The organism is Pseudomonadota bacterium, assembly GCA_018817425.1.
Taxonomy (GTDB): domain Bacteria; phylum Desulfobacterota; class Desulfobacteria; order Desulfobacterales; family RPRI01; genus RPRI01.
Genome location: JAHITX010000004.1, coordinates 37,145 through 55,086 on the forward strand (window position 1 = coordinate 37,145; position 17,942 = coordinate 55,086).

General features: G+C 40.6%; 13 protein-coding genes. 9 read left to right on the forward strand and 4 right to left on the reverse strand.

The window, feature by feature from the left end; translation table 11 throughout:
• Positions 1-24: 24 nt before the first annotated feature.
• Positions 25-2,070, reverse strand: coding sequence for an LTA synthase family protein (locus tag KKC46_00975; protein ID MBU1052386.1), 2,046 nt, complete (start codon positions 2,068-2,070; stop codon positions 25-27).
• A 786-nt stretch (positions 2,071-2,856) separates the two neighbouring features.
• Between KKC46_00975 and KKC46_00980 the strand changes: the two genes are divergently transcribed.
• The 9 genes from KKC46_00980 to sat all read left to right on the forward strand — a co-directional run bounded on the left by KKC46_00980 (position 2,857) and on the right by sat (position 12,872).
• Positions 2,857-4,338, forward strand: coding sequence for a hypothetical protein (locus KKC46_00980; GenBank protein MBU1052387.1), 1,482 nt, complete (start codon positions 2,857-2,859; stop codon positions 4,336-4,338).
• A 79-nt stretch (positions 4,339-4,417) separates the two neighbouring features.
• On the forward strand, positions 4,418-6,265 hold the full coding sequence (locus tag KKC46_00985; GenBank protein MBU1052388.1) for a carbamoyltransferase: 1,848 nt from the start codon (positions 4,418-4,420) through the stop codon (positions 6,263-6,265).
• Complete coding sequence (locus KKC46_00990; protein ID MBU1052389.1) at positions 6,243-6,647, forward strand: hypothetical protein; 405 nt, start codon at positions 6,243-6,245, stop codon at positions 6,645-6,647. The genes KKC46_00985 and KKC46_00990 overlap by 23 nt, the downstream gene beginning before the upstream one ends.
• Positions 6,648-6,656: 9 nt before the next feature.
• Positions 6,657-6,815: a hypothetical protein gene (locus tag KKC46_00995; GenBank protein MBU1052390.1), complete on the forward strand. Its 159-nt coding sequence runs from the start codon at positions 6,657-6,659 to the stop codon at positions 6,813-6,815.
• A gap of 234 nt (positions 6,816-7,049) precedes the next feature.
• Positions 7,050-7,814 carry an AAA family ATPase gene (locus KKC46_01000; protein ID MBU1052391.1) on the forward strand — a complete coding sequence of 255 codons (765 nt, stop codon included), beginning with the start codon at positions 7,050-7,052 and terminating at the stop codon, positions 7,812-7,814.
• Complete coding sequence (locus KKC46_01005) at positions 7,811-9,955, forward strand: DEAD/DEAH box helicase (GenBank protein ID MBU1052392.1); 2,145 nt, start codon at positions 7,811-7,813, stop codon at positions 9,953-9,955. Before KKC46_01000 ends, KKC46_01005 begins: the two co-directional genes overlap by 4 nt.
• A gap of 195 nt (positions 9,956-10,150) precedes the next feature.
• Positions 10,151-10,729, forward strand: a complete 579-nt coding sequence (locus KKC46_01010) for a hypothetical protein (GenBank protein ID MBU1052393.1) — start codon at positions 10,151-10,153, stop codon at positions 10,727-10,729.
• 81 nt (positions 10,730-10,810) lie between these two features.
• A complete protein-coding gene (locus KKC46_01015) occupies positions 10,811-11,329 on the forward strand; it encodes a hypothetical protein (GenBank protein MBU1052394.1) in 519 nt (172 codons plus the stop codon).
• A 268-nt stretch (positions 11,330-11,597) separates the two neighbouring features.
• Entirely contained in the window at positions 11,598-12,872 is a 1,275-nt protein-coding gene (gene sat / locus KKC46_01020) for a sulfate adenylyltransferase (GenBank protein ID MBU1052395.1), read from the forward strand.
• A 107-nt stretch (positions 12,873-12,979) separates the two neighbouring features.
• Here sat and qmoC read toward each other — a convergent pair whose 3' ends face one another.
• From qmoC to KKC46_01035, 3 genes are all read right to left on the reverse strand, one after another.
• The gene (qmoC, locus tag KKC46_01025; protein MBU1052396.1) at positions 12,980-14,113 is read right to left on the reverse strand and encodes a quinone-interacting membrane-bound oxidoreductase complex subunit QmoC; all 1,134 of its coding nucleotides are present in this window, start codon (positions 14,111-14,113) and stop codon (positions 12,980-12,982) included.
• Positions 14,114-14,200: 87 nt separating this feature from the next.
• The gene (locus tag KKC46_01030; GenBank protein MBU1052397.1) at positions 14,201-16,516 is read right to left on the reverse strand and encodes an FAD-dependent oxidoreductase; all 2,316 of its coding nucleotides are present in this window, start codon (positions 16,514-16,516) and stop codon (positions 14,201-14,203) included.
• A 10-nt stretch (positions 16,517-16,526) separates the two neighbouring features.
• A complete protein-coding gene (locus tag KKC46_01035; protein MBU1052398.1) occupies positions 16,527-17,804 on the reverse strand; it encodes a CoB--CoM heterodisulfide reductase iron-sulfur subunit A family protein in 1,278 nt (425 codons plus the stop codon).
• Positions 17,805-17,942 lie beyond the last annotated feature (138 nt).

Consider the following 17,942-nt stretch of genomic DNA (forward strand, 5'->3'; position numbering starts at 1 on the left):
TGGCACCCGGAAAAAGAGTTATATTTATTCCTGGTTTATTTCATCATTGTGTCCGACACTATTATTCAACAATGCGCTTGTTGCTGTTTGCAGATAAGCATTCAAAGATTTTTGCATTTGCTTTAGCCTTTGGGGATCATCAAGCGGTTTGGCAGACATTGAGGGATAAATATGATACCCGTATAATTTTGGTTCGGTATCTGGCGCCTGGATTAATATGGTTTCCCCTTTTATCAAGGCAACCATAGGATCATTTCCTGAAGGTTTAATTACTGCAAAACCATGATCATCCTCCGGCAGAGCCAATAAATCTCTTCCCCAGCAGTGGTGTACATAACTTCCGCCCAGCATGCCCATAACAGTGGGTACTATATCTACCTGGGAGCCGGCTACCATAGAGGTTTTACCGAAGATAGACCGGATATCTTTTCCGATAAAAAGAAGGGGCACATGAAAACGATATAAATCCATATCCGTAATCTGCACACTGCCTCCGAAACCATGATCGCCTGTTATTACAAAAAGAGTGTTGTCGAAACCACCGTGGTTTTTAATTTTTTCAAAAAACTGCCCCAGTGCATAATCCGAATAACGCATAGCAGTAAGATGCGCATCCTCTACTCCATTTACCATTACTTTTTTAACGGGTAAGGGCGAGGGAAGAAAATAAGGAACGTGGTTGGATACTGACTGTAATATGGCAAAATAAGGATTATTGTTCTTTTCCAGCTTCACAATTTCTTCAAAAGCGCGATCAAACATATCTTCATCGGTAACACCCCATACCGGATCTGTTAAACGAGGATTTATATAATCATCGTGCCCTATAAATTTATTAACACCCTGTTGGCGGAAAAAGCCGCCCTGGTTGTCCCAGTTGAAATCTCCATTATAAACAAAAACATTATCGTAATTACGTTCGGAAAGCACTTTAGCAAGCCCTGAAAATCTATATGCTCCTTCCGGTTGCTGCATCAGATATTCATAGTTAGGCAAATTTGGGAAACAACCCAGACTGGCGAACATACCCTGATGAGTGTGTGTTCCGTTTGAAAAAATATGGTCAAACAGTAAACCGTCTTGTGTCAGTTTATCAAAATAAGGGGTAACATTTAAACTGTTGCCAAACACCCCGGTTCTTTGTGCGCTAAAACTTTCCAGCAAAATAAAAACAACGTTTTTATATTGAGAAGGCGGTGAGGAAGATGAAGGATCAAAGCGGCGAAGCAGAGGAAATTGTTTCGGGTTTATCAGTGTTTCCTGAGGAAGTGTCCATTCCTTTTGTACAAGAGTCAGTGCCTCCTGCCTATCCATTTTGTTCAGCCATGGATTTTTTTTCCGGTGTTTCAGGGATTGTTCAACAGTTTTGGCCAGCATAAATGATCCGTTTAATGACAGGTGATTTGCAAAAATATGGGTACTGTGAAATGCATCACCCCAGCGAATTGGGGGGCCGTGACCAACGGTTCCACCGCGCATTGAAAATACTCCAATCAGTATTAGTACAATAGAAATCAAGAGTCGCAAAGGGTAGCGGTTGTGTTTGCCAGGGCGGCGGGTACGGCGATCAACCTGACGCAATGCAAGAAACGACAAACCGGCAAGCAAACCGCACAAAAGCAAGTAACGCACAACCGGAAATCCGTACCATAACATGTTCATAACCGTTTTAGGATCTTCTTTGATATACTGAAATACCAAGCTGTTTAAACGGGTATGAAATTCATGATAAAAGTCCAATTCAAGGACAGCAAGAAAACTAAAAAGAATTATTGCAATACCAAGCCAGAAATTCCAAATTTTGCGGTGGTATAAACCTACAGGGATAAGCATGCCAAGTAAAAGTGGGATCATTGTGTAGCTGGTCATAATCAGATCGAAACGAAATCCGATTGCATAGGACATAAGCAGATCGGATATTGGAGTATTGCCGATCAGATTGCTATTTCTAAATAACAGCAGCGTACGGCTGATAGCGAACAATAGCAGAAAGATTGCACTGCTTCCTAATATATAAGAGGCGTCGGCAAGTGCTGAATACCTTAAAGTCGGATCTGTAGTTTTAGGCATAATATTTTCCTCAATAATTTTTGAATAGTTTTATACCAAAATAAATATGAAGAAATGATGAAGCGAGAGTGCAGGGGGAAAATTTTTTAAAATAGTCGGACTTTTTATGAATCTATCATATTTATCTGTTGCATTGATATCAGCCCCTTTACCAAAATGTATGTATGCATCGTAGATGAAAAGGGCAAATCACTCGTGCATCAGAATATTAAAACAGACCCGGAAATGCTTTTAGAACTGATCTCACCGTATCTGAAGCATATCATTATCGCTGTTGAATGTGTTTTTTGCTGGTACTGGATATCTGATTTCTGCAACAAATACAAAATCCCCTTTATTCTCGGACATGCATTATATATGAAAGCCATAGATAGTGGCAAAACAAAAAAACGATAGAGCCAATTTCTATGAAAAAAACTTTTCTTTTGGTTTTGTTGTTAGCTTCGTTGGTACTATTTTCAAATATAGTATATGTACAACCCTCCGAATGTTTTTGGAGTGTATCCATGCACTTATAACAATCAAACGCCTATAGTTTCATTTTATATATTATTCAAATAGTTAGGGGATTTATAACTTCCCAACCCCTGAATTATCTTTACTTTTTCAAATTGATATGACTTTGATACATATCTTTCCCAATTGTTTTTGTTGCACCCGGGGCAGTTATCCATCTTGAAAAAGTCTTGCAAGTATGGCATAAAACTTTTTTGCTTTTTTCTCGCAAACGAAAACTATTGTCGGAATTAACTATTAATATTTATTTAAGGATGATAATTTTCTGAAATGAAACAAAACAAAATCAAATGGGTCATCACGGCTATATTATGTTTGTTGCATCTTATCTGGTGGGTGATGCCCAGCAATGTTGCCTATCTGATTGCGCAGGATCGCGATATATTGCTGGGACGCTACTCGTTAGACCGCTTTACGGTCATGATATTCGGTTTGTTGCTTACCTGGCCGGTTCTGTATCTCCTGTGGGCCGATACAAGAAATCGCCGCGAGCGTATTTTTAGAACTACTGCCGTATTCATCGGCATCATATTTGGGGTGATGATGCTTGATTTCGGGTTGCGGGCAACACGCAAAACAGCCCGCTATGTTTCCACAGAAAATATATATCACCGCCCGCCGAATACCCGCACAACAGGGATATTTCAGGATCTGCCAGATAGTCTGCACATGCTGATTGAAAAGCCCCCCGGTCATCCGGATGTGCCGTTTACTTTGACGGTAGACAATCTCGGCTTTAGAAACAAGAGTGTTCCCGATAGCTCCGAAGTGGTAGCGCTAGGCGATTCTTTTACCGAGGGTTCGGGGGTTTCAGATGATCAGGCCTGGCCGGTGCTATATGCTGCCAAAAGCGGCCATACGCTTTATAATCTTGGCATGTCGGGGGGTAGCCCGAGTAACTATGTTGAAATATGTCGAAAATGGGGAGTAGAAAAACATCCGCGGATTGTGGTATGCATGTTTTACGAGGGCAATGATTTCCGGGGTTCAGGGGAACTTGTCGACCGCGCTTACAAATATTCATCTTTCAGATATCGTTTCAAGACCTATGTTAAAACTTCGCCGGTGGTTATTGCAGTTAAACTTTTTTTTATGCAAAAATTTACCATCGGCAAAGGGCACATAGGTTCACAATTTGTAAAAGCCGCAGCGGACTTGCATACAGCCGATCAGCAAGAACACACAAAGGCTCCGGCTAAATTCATTCAGCAGCAGTTTCATAGCTGGTTGCCGGTGGCAGTTCCTCCCGATCGGGATACTTATTATCATTTCAATGTCAAACGCTTGCTTTGCCATTATACCGATATGGACAACCTGGCAGCATCAGGCGGCTGGAAGACGATTCGCAAGGCAATTGATGCTCTTAACCAAATGTGTAAAGAGCATGGAATTCGGCTGGTGATCCTTTATGCGCCGGATAAACCCCATGTAATCATGCCGCTCTTGAAGGAACGCCTGACTGATGATGAAATCTATAAATTCATATCGCTAAAAAAGAACACTTCTCTTTCCGCTGCTCAGGTTCGGCAAAAGCTGTATGCTAATCTGGATAATTGTGAAAACCTGGTTGCATCATATTGCAGTAAAAAAGGAATTGAATTTCTAAGCACTACGGCTACCTTGCGGGAGGCTCTTGATCAGGGTGTGCAAGTGTATTATACATATGATCAGCACTGGACTTCAGAAGGACACTCATTGGTGGCTGATCTGCTCTGGCATTATCTGGATACGCCACGAACGCAAGTTCAGTAGCTTTTGACGTAAGCATCGTTTTTAGACAGTGTTGCTGATTGCAAATGCAGCCTTCAAAACAAAGGGTGATACATTTGGTATGATAAACGAAAAACAAAAATCGACCTACATTTTGGGCATCAGTTGTTTCTATCATGACAGTGCGGCCTGTCTCGTAAAAGATGGATTGATCTTAGCCGCTGCCCAGGAGGAAAGATTCACCAGAAAAAAACATGACCCTCGTTTTCCGGAAAATGCGATAGACTTTTGCCTGAAAACAGAGCAGATTTCAGTTTCTGACCTGTCCTATGTTGTATTTTACGATAAGCCTTTTCTTACTTTCGAGCGTTTGCTGATGAGCTACTTAACCGTAGCACCGCAAGGTTTGCGCTCCTGGATGCAAGCCATGCCCTTGTGGCTTGGACAAAAGCTGCACATTCCCAAAATTATCCGGGAAAAGATCGGCTATGAAGGCGATGTTCTTTTTACCGAACATCACGAGGCACATGCAGCATCAGCATTTTTCCCTTCTCCTTTCGAGGAGGCTGCCATCCTGACCATAGATGGTGTCGGCGAATGGGCTACGGCCAGTTATGGCTACGGGAAGGGAAACGAAATAACACTGCTCAAGGAGCTTCATTTTCCCGATTCATTGGGTTTGCTTTATTCGGCGTTTACCTATTTCACGGGTTTTCGTGTCAATTCCGGTGAATATAAGCTGATGGGACTTGCACCATACGGTGAGCCGATATACAAGAATATTATCCTTGACAAGCTGGTGGATGTCAAAGCCGACGGATCGATTCGATTGAATTTGACATATTTTGATTTCCTTGGCGGCCTGCGCATGACTAACCGCCGCTTTGCCAAACTATTCGGCGGCCCGGCAAGAAAGCCTGAAAGCCGGATCACCAAAAGAGAGATGGACATTGCTGCCAGCATTCAAGCCGTTACCGAAGATATCGTCATGAAGATGGCTCGTCATGTGCATAAAGAAACAGGACTGAAAAACGTTTGTATGGCCGGTGGTGTGGCACTGAACTGCGTGGCAAACGGCAAACTGATTGCTGAAGGGCCTTTCAAGGATGTCTGGATTCAACCGGCTGCCGGTGATGCGGGCTGCGCCGTCGGTGCTGCGCTTTCTGTCTGGCACCGTTTTCTGGGCAATCCCCGCAAAAATGTGCATTCATATACCCATGGCATGCAGACCTATCTGGGACCTGATTTTCATATGCAGGGTATTCGCCGTTTTCTTGAGGAAAACAAGTACCCATACCATGAAATGACCGAAGATAAGCGCGCACAGCAGATAGCCGGTCAGATTGCAAATGGCAAGATCGTCGGTTATATGGCAGGCCGTATGGAATTCGGTCCGCGGGCATTGGGAGCACGCAGTATTCTCGGAGATGCCAGGCGCGAGGATACCCAAACAACCATGAATTTAAAAATCAAGTATCGCGAGTCATTCAGGCCTTTTGCACCATCAGTTTTGGAAGAAAAGGCGGGCGAATATTTCGATATCGACAGGCCAAGTCCTTTTATGCTTCTGGTATCCAAGGTCTGCCAGAAAAGGTGCCTGTCGCAACCCCCGGTTCCGCCTTCCGATGGGAAAAATATGATGGAGCGTCTCAAAATCAAGCGTAGCGACATACCGGCTGTTACGCACCTGGATTATTCAGCACGGCTGCAAACAGTTAATCAGGCCGATAAGCCGGATTACCACGGTGTTATCAAAGCATTTGAGGACTTGACCGGATGCGCTGTAATAGTCAATACAAGCTTTAATGTGCGAGGGGAGCCGATTGTCTGTTCTCCGTTGGATGCATACCGCTGTTTTATGAGAACTGAAATAGATGTTCTGGTGATCGAAAACTGCATGCTTTTCAAGGAAGAACAGCCGGTCTGGCAAGAAAAGGATAATTGGCGTGATAAACTCGAACTTGACTGATAAACGCGAAATTCGAAAATTCGGTATCATTGCATTTCTTTTTTTCGGAACCCTGTGTGGTGTAGGAATATGGACGCAAAAGACTACGCCTACTTATTTCTTTGGAACATTGAGTATCTTGGGCATTGGTTTTATCCTGCTGCCCGGTCCAATGGCTCCTATACATCAGGGGTGGATGAAAATAGCCCATTTTATAGGTACCGTAGTAACCGGCTTGATTCTGGCGCTTGCTTATTACCTGGTGATTACCCCGGCTGGATTTATCAAACGAATTTTTGGTGGCGTACCACTGCCGACCAGGCCGGATAAGGAGGCTGCATCCTACTGGGTCGAAAGAGCCGAACCTGCCCAGCCAAAAGAACGATTTACAAAAAGATTTTAAGGAGAAACCATGGCCAATCAGTCGATTGTCAGCGAATTCTGGGAATTTATAAAGGCCCGTAAAAAATACTGGCTGTTACCGATTATAATTGTTTTAGGACTTTTCGGTATTATTATCGTGTTTACGGAAAGCAGTGTGGTAGCACCGTTCATCTATGCCCTTTTCTAAATCAACGGATGACAGATTATTATATAATGTCGTGACTGGTATATATCATAGATATTAGATAGATGCTGCGCTTTTTCATAACCTTACACCTTGTCAGTGGGTGCTATTTTTTTTTGATATATCTTGGCAGTATTATTCCCTTGCCCGCATAACATCCCGGTGGTATACCTTAAAATAAGGTATATAACTGATTAACATTTATAATGTTCTATATATAATGGAAAGGATTCCAAGATGAAAATAGCAGTAAGCGGCAAAGGTGGGGTTGGCAAAACTACTTTTTCGGCTCTTTTGATACGGGCTTTAAACAAAAAAGGCAAACATGTGCTCGCAATAGACGCTGATCCTGATGCCAATCTTGCAGCAGCAGTTGGGATTAAGGGAGCGGACAAAATAGTACCTATAGCAGAAATGAAAGATCTTATTTTTGAAAGAACTGAAGCACAACCCGGAACCATAGGCGGTTTTTTCAAACTGAATCCGAAAGTGGATGATCTGCCGGAATCTTTGTCCGCGAAATTTGAAAACATCAAGCTTATGAGGCTTGGCGGAGTAAAAAAAGGCGGGTCAGGCTGCATATGCCCCGAAAGCACCCTTTTAAAAGCGCTTGTAACGCATGTAGTACTTTCAAGAGATGAAGTTGTGGTTATGGATATGGAAGCAGGCATCGAGCATCTTGGCAGGGCTACCGCACAGGCTGTTGACAAGCTTTTTATAGTAGTTGAGCCGGGACGCCGCAGCATAGAAACCGCCGGACATATCAAAAAACTGGCTTCCGAAATAGGTCTTAAGAATCTATCACTTGTTGGAAACAAGATAAGAAGTGATAAAGACATCACATTTTTAAAAGAGAACCTTCCGGGTTTTGAATTTGCCTGTTTTATTCCATACGATGATGCCCTTATTGAAGCCGATCTTAATGGGATAGCTCCTTTTGACTATGAAACCAGTGCTATAATAGAAATTGAAAAGGTAATTGCCGGACTGACTGAAAAATGAGGAAACGATATTTTCCTGATAAAAGACTTTCGGGCAAACGAGCCACAGCAACTAAGATAAGGCCTAATGCAGACGGGGAATTAAAAAAAGTTTTTGCTTCTATCGGAGTTCCGGAGCATACCGAATTTAAACCTGATCCTTTTCAATTAAATGCAATAGAAGCAATAGAAAAAGCGGATTGCCTTGTTACCGCTCCAACAGGCGCAGGCAAGACCTGGATAGCCGAGCAGGCTATCGCAAAAGTATTCGGGAAAGGGGAAAAATCATGGTATGCTTCTCCATTAAAGGCTTTATCCAATTCAAAATATCATGAGTTTTCTGCAATATTCGGCTCGCACAATGTCGGCATACTGACCGGAGACAGGAAAGAAAATCCCGATGCTCCCATTATAGTCGGAACAACTGAGATATTAAGAAACCAGCTCTATGATGCAATGCATCATGGTGTAACCCTTGCGACCGATTTTGTGGTTCTTGACGAAGCCCATTTTCTTGGCGATGAGGAAAGAGGCGTTGTATGGGAAGAAACAATGATATATCTTCCCGCAAGAATTCCTCTTTTAATGCTTTCGGCAACAATCGGAAATGCCCATCAGATAGCATCCTGGCTGTCATCTGTCAGAAACAAAAACTGCATTGTTATCAGTGAAGAAAAAAGGCCAGTACCACTTTTTCCGCTTTTTCTTCATCCCACCGGAACACTTCTGCCGCTTTTATCAAATACTACATCAGATGCCGGAGCGCAGCTTTTCAAAAAAACGGGGGATTTTTTAAAGGCAAAAAAATCCCGTATGCAGCCTTATTTTCAAACTTTGCCTCCTTTTGGCGATATATTGGCTGCGCTTAAAAAGTACCGTCTTTTGCCTGTGATATTTTTCTTAAAATCCCGCGCCGATTGTAATGCCGCCCTTAATCTTTGTTTAAATCACAGCATTTCAAATGCCCGCAAAAGAGAGCTTAAGGAAAGAATAAAAGAACTTGAAAAAACCCTCCCACATATCTCATTTCATCGTCAATTGGGTAAACTTGAAAATTTAGCGGTTGCCTCTCATCATAGCGGACAACTCCCTTCATGGAAACTAATGGTAGAAACTTTAATGACCGAGGGGCTGCTTGATGCAGTATTTGCTACATCAACGGTTGCTGCCGGAGTTAATTTTCCGGCAAGATCTGTTGCCTTCCTTAATTCCGACCGCTTCAACGGAAAAGAGTTTTTGCCTCTTTCATCAACCGAATTTCACCAGATGACCGGAAGAGCCGGCAGACGAGGCATGGATAAAATCGGCTTTATGCTCGCAATCCCCGGCAGATATCTTGATATCAGATTAATAGCAAAGCTTATTTATTCTTCACCCCTTGATATTCCCAGCCAGATCAGGATTAACTTTTCAATGGTTTTAAATCTTTTGCTTTCGCACTCTCCCGATCAGATTAAAGATCTGCTAAAAAAATCATTTGCTGCCTATATTTTAAAAAATGAGAAAGAAAAACGGGGGAAAAAGCATTCCGAAAACGGAACTATTCTTTTATTGAAAGCATTCACACATCATCTTAACTTTTTAGTTGAAACCGGATATGTAGCAAAGAGCGGAAAATTAACAGAAGACGGAATGTGGGCATCCCAGCTTCGGGTAGATCAGCCTCTTATAATTGCACAGGGATTCATGCTTGGAATTTTTCCCCAAAAAGATCCTGCACTTCTTGCCGGTATAATAGCATCGTTTGTAAACGAAAGAGAAATGGATGATAGAATAGATAAAAGTTTTACTCCTGTAAAACTTGTTTCAGCTTTTGTTGAAGTAAAAAAAGGCTTATTACCCTTTGCCAAACTGATGTTTGACAGCGGTTTTGAGATAAGACCACTTTTCTTAAGGGCTTGCGCTACAATTTATGCCTGGGCTTCCGGAGAGACCTGGGAGAAAACGGTTTTAATGTCTGAAATGGATGAAGGTAATCTTGCGATGCTTATTTTGCGAACCGCCGATAATTTAAGGCACATAAGATCCCTTTCAAAAGCATTTCCAGAAGCCTCCCAAACTGCAGCCGAAGCTATTGACCTGCTTCTCAGAGATCCGGTAATGCCGTTTGATTACTTTCCTGTCCGCCGACCCAACACAGAAGAAGATAGTGCTGTTATTTGAAACAGCCTAATGCTTGAATTCTACTTTGATTGCGAAGTTAAAAATAATATTGGGTTATTATTGCACAAAACATCTCACTAATAATTTGACAAAAACTGTATATTTCATCATAAAATAAGGACTTTCCATACAGATTTTGTTTCCAGCATCAGGTAAAATTATATTACGTATATTAATTGTTCAACAGGTATAAATATGCCGTTATTCTTTAAAGAAGTATCATCTCTTAAGCAAAAGGTCGGAGTGAGCTTGTTTTGTGCTATAATCGGGTTCTCATTTTTTCCTATTTTTTCGCGTGTACTTGTAAACGATAATGTTATTGTTACTTTCAGCGTTCTTGCTATTATTGTATATATTTTGACCGTCATTTATTTTTTTATTGTACTATTGAATAAAACGTCTAAATTTCACAAAAATATAGAAGCACAAGGGAAAAAACCAAGTTTATTACTATTGGGTATTTGCTTCTTATCTCCATTGATTTTATATATGTCCATTTCAGTTGGCCTTCCTTCTGCATTGCATATGTTGGTGTCAGAACCTGGGCAATTAGTGGTAACAGTAAAATCCAAAAGATCCGTCAGGTATTGTAGAAATGGTATGTATATTAATGAGCATAAATATTTCCTAAATAATGAGGTTTGCAGAATAAACAAGGCTGATTGGGAATCTTTGGCATCAGGAGATAAAATTAGTCTATTAGGTAGGAAATCATATTTTGGATTTAGCTATGATCAATACAAAATACTAACAAATAAGGCAAAGAAAAAATAAAAGCGTTTAACAATTCCCTACCGACCCAAAAAGCCGGGCGGCACAGCTCATCGTTCAGCAAATAATTAGGACTTATAAAATATGAAAAAGAAAAAAAAGAATTTGAAAGTACCCAAGAGTATGAGAAAAAAGTTTAAGGAGCAACGTCGTTTTAAAAAATCTATAAATGAAAGTCAGGAGAAATTATTGCAAAGGGCAAGGGAGCGAGTGGATGATAATAAATTTGAGTTTGAAATTTCACCGGCAAGTAGAAAAAAAATGTCAGAAATAATAACTGAATTTGCCGCACCGCTTTTAGATGCTGCCAATAATTTTGAAGATCAGAAAAAAGCTATATCCATAGCTATTGCCATATGGAATATATCTTTATTACCGGAAGAGAATCAGTCTCAATCTCTAAAAGAAATAGAAAGTATAGTCAGCTCTTCAACAGAAGGGGATGATTTTCCAAAGGTTCGACAGGAGATTTTCAGCTATTTGATATATCGTAAAAATCATCTTTTTCAAGATATAAAGCGTTTCGTTCAGGATTATGAAATTTTTGAAACTTCAGAGGGTTTATATCTTAATATCGCCTCTATAATGTTAAGCGGTAAATAGAAAGGCGTATACCAAACAACATTTTGAAGAGAGCCCTGGCCAATTCGAGGTGCTTTTAAACAGCAGCATTAGCATTATAATCTTCACTACGATTAAGGGCAAACGTGTAGCAAACTGAGAATTGCTTTGTGTATTCAATAATTCTTGACAAATATCATATTTCTTAATAGATGTTCTATTTGATTGATTTTTCAAAAAAGAATCCATAAAAAGCCGTTGCTTTTTTATTTAAAAAAACAAAAAAATGATTGAAAGGAGAAGTTAACAGATGTCGAATTTAATACCACCTCATGGAGGAAAAGGTTTAACATGCTGCTTACTCGAAGGAGCAGAGCTTGAAGCTGAAAAGAAAAAAGCCCAGGGACTTAAAAAGATTGATGTTTCCCCAAGAGAAAACGGGGATTTGATAATGATGGGAATCGGTGGCTTTAGCCCACTGACAGGTTTTATGACAAAAGCTGACTGGAAAGGGGTTTGTGAAAATTTTCTTCTTGCAGACGGCACATTCTGGCCCATTCCGGTTACTCTGTCTGTTTCCCAAGCCGAAGCTGACAGCATTAAAGTTGGTGATGAAATAGCGCTTAATGATCCTGAAAGAAAAGAGATTATGGCAACTATGAAAGTCACCGAAAAATTTGAAATGACCGAAAAAGATAAAAGATTTGAGTGTGAAAAAGTTTATATGGGAGAAGGCACAAAAACAGCTGAAGAATTCTGGAAAATCGCAGAGCAGGATCACCCAGGAGTTCAGATGGTTATGCAGCAAAAAACTATCAGCCTTGCCGGGCCTGTAAAAGTTCTGAGCGAAGGTGAATTTCCTTCAAAATATGCAGGAGTTTACATGAGACCTGCCGAATCCAGAAAGATTTTTGACGAAAGAGGATGGAAAGAAGTAGCAGCATTACAGTTAAGAAACCCAATGCATCGATCACATGAATATCTTTGCAAGATAGCTGTGGAAGTATGTGATGGCGTTTTCATTCACTCGCTTGTTGGTAATTTAAAACCGGGCGATATCCCGGCTGATGTCCGCGTAAAATGTATTGATGCTCTTGTAAAGAATTATTTTGTAGAAAAAAATGTTCTTCAGGGCGGTTATCCTCTTGATATGCGTTATGCAGGTCCCAGAGAAGCTCTTCTTCACGCAACATTCCGTCAAAACTATGGCTGCTCACGCATGATCATCGGACGTGACCATGCTGGTGTTGGTGATTTTTACGGTATGTTTGAAGCCCAGACAATTTTTGACAAAATTCCTCATCCGGAAGAGCCTGGCAAAGCACTTCTTTGCAAGCCTCTTATGATCGACTGGACATTTTATTGCTTCAAGTGTGATGGTATGGCTTCTCACAGGACTTGCCCGCATACAAAAGCAGACCGGGTTATATTGAGTGGTACAGCGCTTCGCAAGGGATTGTCAGAAGGCACCCCGATTCCGGATCACTTCGGCCGCGATGAAGTATTAGTGATTCTTAAAGAATACTATGCCGGCTTAACTGAAAAAGTTGAAGTTAAATTGCATGGAGCAGCTATAGGCAAATAAGTATATATACAAAAATACTTAACATAACAAAAAAAGGGAGATGCAAAGCATCTCCCTTTTTTTATTCGTTTTAATGTTTCTAATTATTTCTTATATAGAAACTTTAATTACTTCCTGTTGCTGTATTCTGCATATCCCAAAGCTACCGTTCTGTAAACAAGATGTGCAAGCTTGGAAAACGGCAGGAATGCAAAAAGATTGAATACGAATATAAGATGTATGAAATAAAGAGCATATGAAACACCTGCCATATGGGCAAGCCTAGTCATTTCTGTGAGCATCCCTGTAAGGCCCAAACCAATCACAAGTCCTAAAAGATACCAATCCTTATAGCTGGTTACCTGATCGACATTATCCATTCTGCTTTTAATCATAAGGTAAGCACCTGCAACAAGAGCAATTCCGCTTATGTTTGCAAGCCACTTAACAGGATTAAGCTGTGAATACGGACCTTCGATATGAAGAATATATAAAAAGACACAAAATACACCTGTAACAACAGCAAGGCCAAGAAATGAGTATAGAACCATCTTATGCGCCAAAGCTCTGTCTTTATTTTCCCCGCATTCTTCAAATTTGTCATGTTTTAAAATCATAGGGAGAATTTTTACAATAGAAGATAAAAACTCTTTTATATCAAGATTTTCTTTTTTTGTTTTTCCATTCATTACAGCGTCTTGATGGATGTCATTTAAAAAGTTTTTCACACCAAGCGCAAAAATTGAAACAGCCCATATGGAAAGAGGAACAAAAATCATGTCAACAAGCCAGGTGGAAAAGAATTTTGAATGAGCAATTTCTCCGGCTTCCGGTGAAAAATTAAGTAAACCGGTAGCAAGTCCTACAACTATGAATAAAACAGCAGGTATAAGAATTAATATAGGCAGCTTTTTGGGGTCATTAACTATTTTGCCTAATCCCTTTGGAACAGCATATTCGGAAATTGCAATCGAACGTAATGCTCCAAGCACATCACCCGGTTTTGCTCCACGAGGACACTTTGTGGTACAATCTCCGCAATTATGGCAAAGCCATATATCAGCGTTTTTAACAACTCTGTCTTTAAGCCCCCAGGATGCAGCAATCATTTCCTTTCGGGGAAATGGTTTTGTATCCGGTGAAATGGGGCATACTACAGAACAGGTTGCGCATTGAAAGCATTTCTTCAATGTATCTCCGCCAAGCCCAACAACCTCATTAATAAAATTTATATCAGGCTCAATCAGATATTTATCAGTCATGCTAATACCTCCTTAACAATGGAAATTCTATAGCCATATTATAATGTTTATCCCCCCGCATTTAAATGCGGGGGGCATAAACAAATATCAGAATCCCTTAAATGGGTTAGGTCCAAGACCCTCAATTATTTCTACAAAATCACCTAAAATCTTCGGAATTTTGTCGTACTCATCAATTGCAACTTCAAACTGTGCAACCCTTTCATTCTCAAGTGCCAGACTCTGTAAAGCTTCACCTATCTTTTTCATTCTGATGCTTGCAAGTTCACTGCCTTTTACAAAATGGCACTGGTAGTCATCCCCATGCTTGCAACCAAGCAGACATACGCCATCCATACCCTGTGAAAGGGCATCTTTTATCCATATAACATTAGTTGATCCAAGGCATCTTACAGGAACAAAGCGGATAGTGTTGGAATAATTAAGTCTGTTCATGCCCGCTATATCCAGAGCAGGATAAGCGTCATTTTCGCAAACAAGACATAGAATTCTAAACGGTGGCTCATCAAAATCATCTTCCGATGGAACACCTATTGCTTTAACCATTGAACCAACACTGTCAATGTTATAATCGGCAAAACCAATAATACGTTCAGGGCATGCACCCATACAGGTTCCACAACGTCTGCATCGTGTCGGGTTGGGTTTGGGTGTTCCTTTTTCATCATCATCTAATGCTCCGAAAGGACATTCTTCCGTGCAACGCTTGCACTGTGTACATCTCTGGAAGAAAAAGTCAGGGAATGTCATATCACCGGATCTTGGATGAACGGAAACACCTCTGTTAGAAGATTCAATACATTGAATTGCTTTTAAGGCGGCTCCTGTAGCATCTTCAATAGTTTCTTCCATGGTCATACTTCTTCTTATACATCCTGCTGCATAAACACCGGTTCTTTGTGTTTCATAAGGAAAACATATGAAATTGGAATCAGTATATTTATCAAAAAGATCTATATCACGAAAACCGGGACCCTGCCTGTATGCGAGATTGATAACAGGGTCATCTTTTGTTACAGGTACCATGCCTGTAGCAAGAACAACGATGTCTGCTTTAACTTTAATTTTTTCTCCAAGAAGAGTATTATCTGCCTCGATAATTAAACCATCGCCATTTTTTGAAACACCTGCGACATCACCCTTGGTTAAAAAGATGCCGGCATCCTGTTGCAAACTCTTATAGAAGTTTTCCATAAGACCTGGCGTTCGCATATGCTGATAAAATATATAAGCTTTACCATCAGCATAATCTTCGCGGACGTATTTAGCCTGCTTGAGTGCAACAAGGCTTGTAACAGATCCACAAAATGAGAAGTCGTTATCATTGCCACCTTGCCCCGGGCTCTGAATAAAGGCAACGGATTTAGCTTCTTTTCCGTCTGAGGGACGTGTAATTTTGCCTTTCGCAGCCATTTCCTCAAACTGGACATTGGTAACTACATCAGGAATTGTTCCAAAACCAAGATGAGCGAATTCGTTTTCTTTGGCCTTGTATGGCCTCCATCCAGCTGCAAGTATAACAGCTCCGAATTTCTCGCCGTTTGGATCAAAAGAAAGGATATCTACTCTGCCTTCATTATATTCCTTATAAAGCTCAATCAGCTTCTCTTTGTCATATTCTTTCCCTGTTTCATCAACTTTCATCTCATCAGGCAGCGGGAAAGGAACGTCATATTCTATTTTTTCACCGGGTTTTTTCAGTGTAACAGTAAAATCTCCGGGTTGCCCTGCAATTCTTGCAACAAGGGTATTGGTTTTAACAGTTATATTGGAGAAGGACTCAAGTTCTTTAATCTTGTCGGAAATAATCGGGGGAATTATATTTTCGAAAGGATCTGCTATCGGCAACTGTTTTCTGACCTTTGCGGCATAACCGCCAATAGAGCCTTGTTTTTCAACAATTGTTACTTCGTATCCGGCTTTTGCAGCGTCAAGCGCTGCCGATATGCCGGCAATTCCACCGCCGATAACCAAAATCTTTTTGCAAAATGCATCAAGTTTGTATGGTTCGGGAAGTGTAATCTTTTGTGTTTTAATTACACCCATTTTTATATAATCTTCGGCCATCATCTGGGTATGGTCTATCCCATCTTCCGCACCTTTTGTACTTGGATGAGTCCATACCACTTGCTCTCTTAAATTAACACGATCAACAAGACAGCCATCGAATCTGAAAATATCAAAATTGACACGTCGGGAGCAGGCTCCAATCACAAGGGCATTAACACCCTCATCGGCGATGTCCTTCTGCAATAACTCTACTCCTTCCTTGCTGCAAAGAAAAGGATGTGTTTTAACAATGCCAACGCCTTCTTCTTTAGGAACCTCGCTAAGCTTATCTATATCCAGAGCTTCCCCGATTCCGCAACCAGTGCATATATATACGCCATATTTTTTATTCATGGATAACCTCCTACCTCCTCACCAGGGTTTGAATAGCCTTTAGGGCCATACCGGTAGCATTCTGGTTTGATGATACCACGTCGGCAGGCTTGTTAGCACATCCTGCAGCAAACATTCCGCCTTTTTCAAAATTATTGATTATGAAACCATCAGAATTGCAATTAAGATCAGCAGGCAGTTTGCTTACTGCATTTGTCGGTTGCATACCGGTAGCAAGAACTGCCATTTCAACAGTCTGTTTGATCTTTTCACCGGTTACAGCATTTTCAGCAACTACAGTAATATTGTTTGTAGCAGGATCTTCACTTACTTCCGCAACTTTGCCTTTTATAAAAAAAACTTTATCATCTTCTTTGATCTTATTATAAAATTTTTCATATCTTAAACCGGGCGCCCTTAAATCTATATAGAAAATATAAATATTGGCATCCGGATACTGCTCTCTTATATAAGTCGCATGCTTTAAAGACGCCATACAGCAAATATAAGAACAGTAAGGCAGATGATTCTCATCTCTTGATCCGGCGCATTGAACAAAGGCGATGCTTTCAATTGCTTTGCCATCTGATGGGCGTATAATTTTCCCCTTTGTAGGACCGTTTGGAGATGCGTATCTTTCAAGCATCATGTTTGTTATAATATTTGGATGCTTACCAAATCCAAGATTATCCATTTTAGTAGCATCATATGGAGCCCATCCGGTAGCCCACACAATTGCCCCGACTTTCAGATCAATTGTCTTTGCTTCCATGTTAAGATCAATGGCACTGTATTTACAGGCATCTACGCATTTGGCACATTCTGCACCTTTGCATGTGGCACCATCTATCACATATTTCATTGGAAATGACATCTCAAAAGGTCTGTATATAGTCTTAGTATTGTCAAGACCGAAATTAAAATCATTTTTCCTTTCAACAGGGCATACCTTCACACATTCATCACAAGCCACACAATTTTCATTAACATATCTAGGGCTTATCTTGATCTGAACATTATAGTTTCCGGGTTCACCCTCAACTTTTTGAACTTCTGCCAGTGTGAAAACTTTTATTTTGGGGTTATCCTTAATCCTTCTGAAATTAATTTCAAGACCGCAGGTCGGAGGACATAGCTTAGGAAAATATTGATTTAACTGTGCTACCCTTCCGCCCAGATAAGGATTTTTTTCGACTACCAAGACCTCATACCCCACCTCTGCAGCCTCAAGGGCAGTGGTCAAACCGCTTATTCCGCCCCCGACGACTAAAATACTTCCACTAGCAGGAGCTGTATTGTCTGCTGTCATGCTATCCCTCCGTGCTTAATAAAGTTAGTATAATAATAATCTGAAAAATTAGTATTATCGTTTGTAATAATTAATATCTGATACAAATATCCGAATGCTTAAAGATTTTATTTCAATTAGATTTGCTTTTAAAAAAAG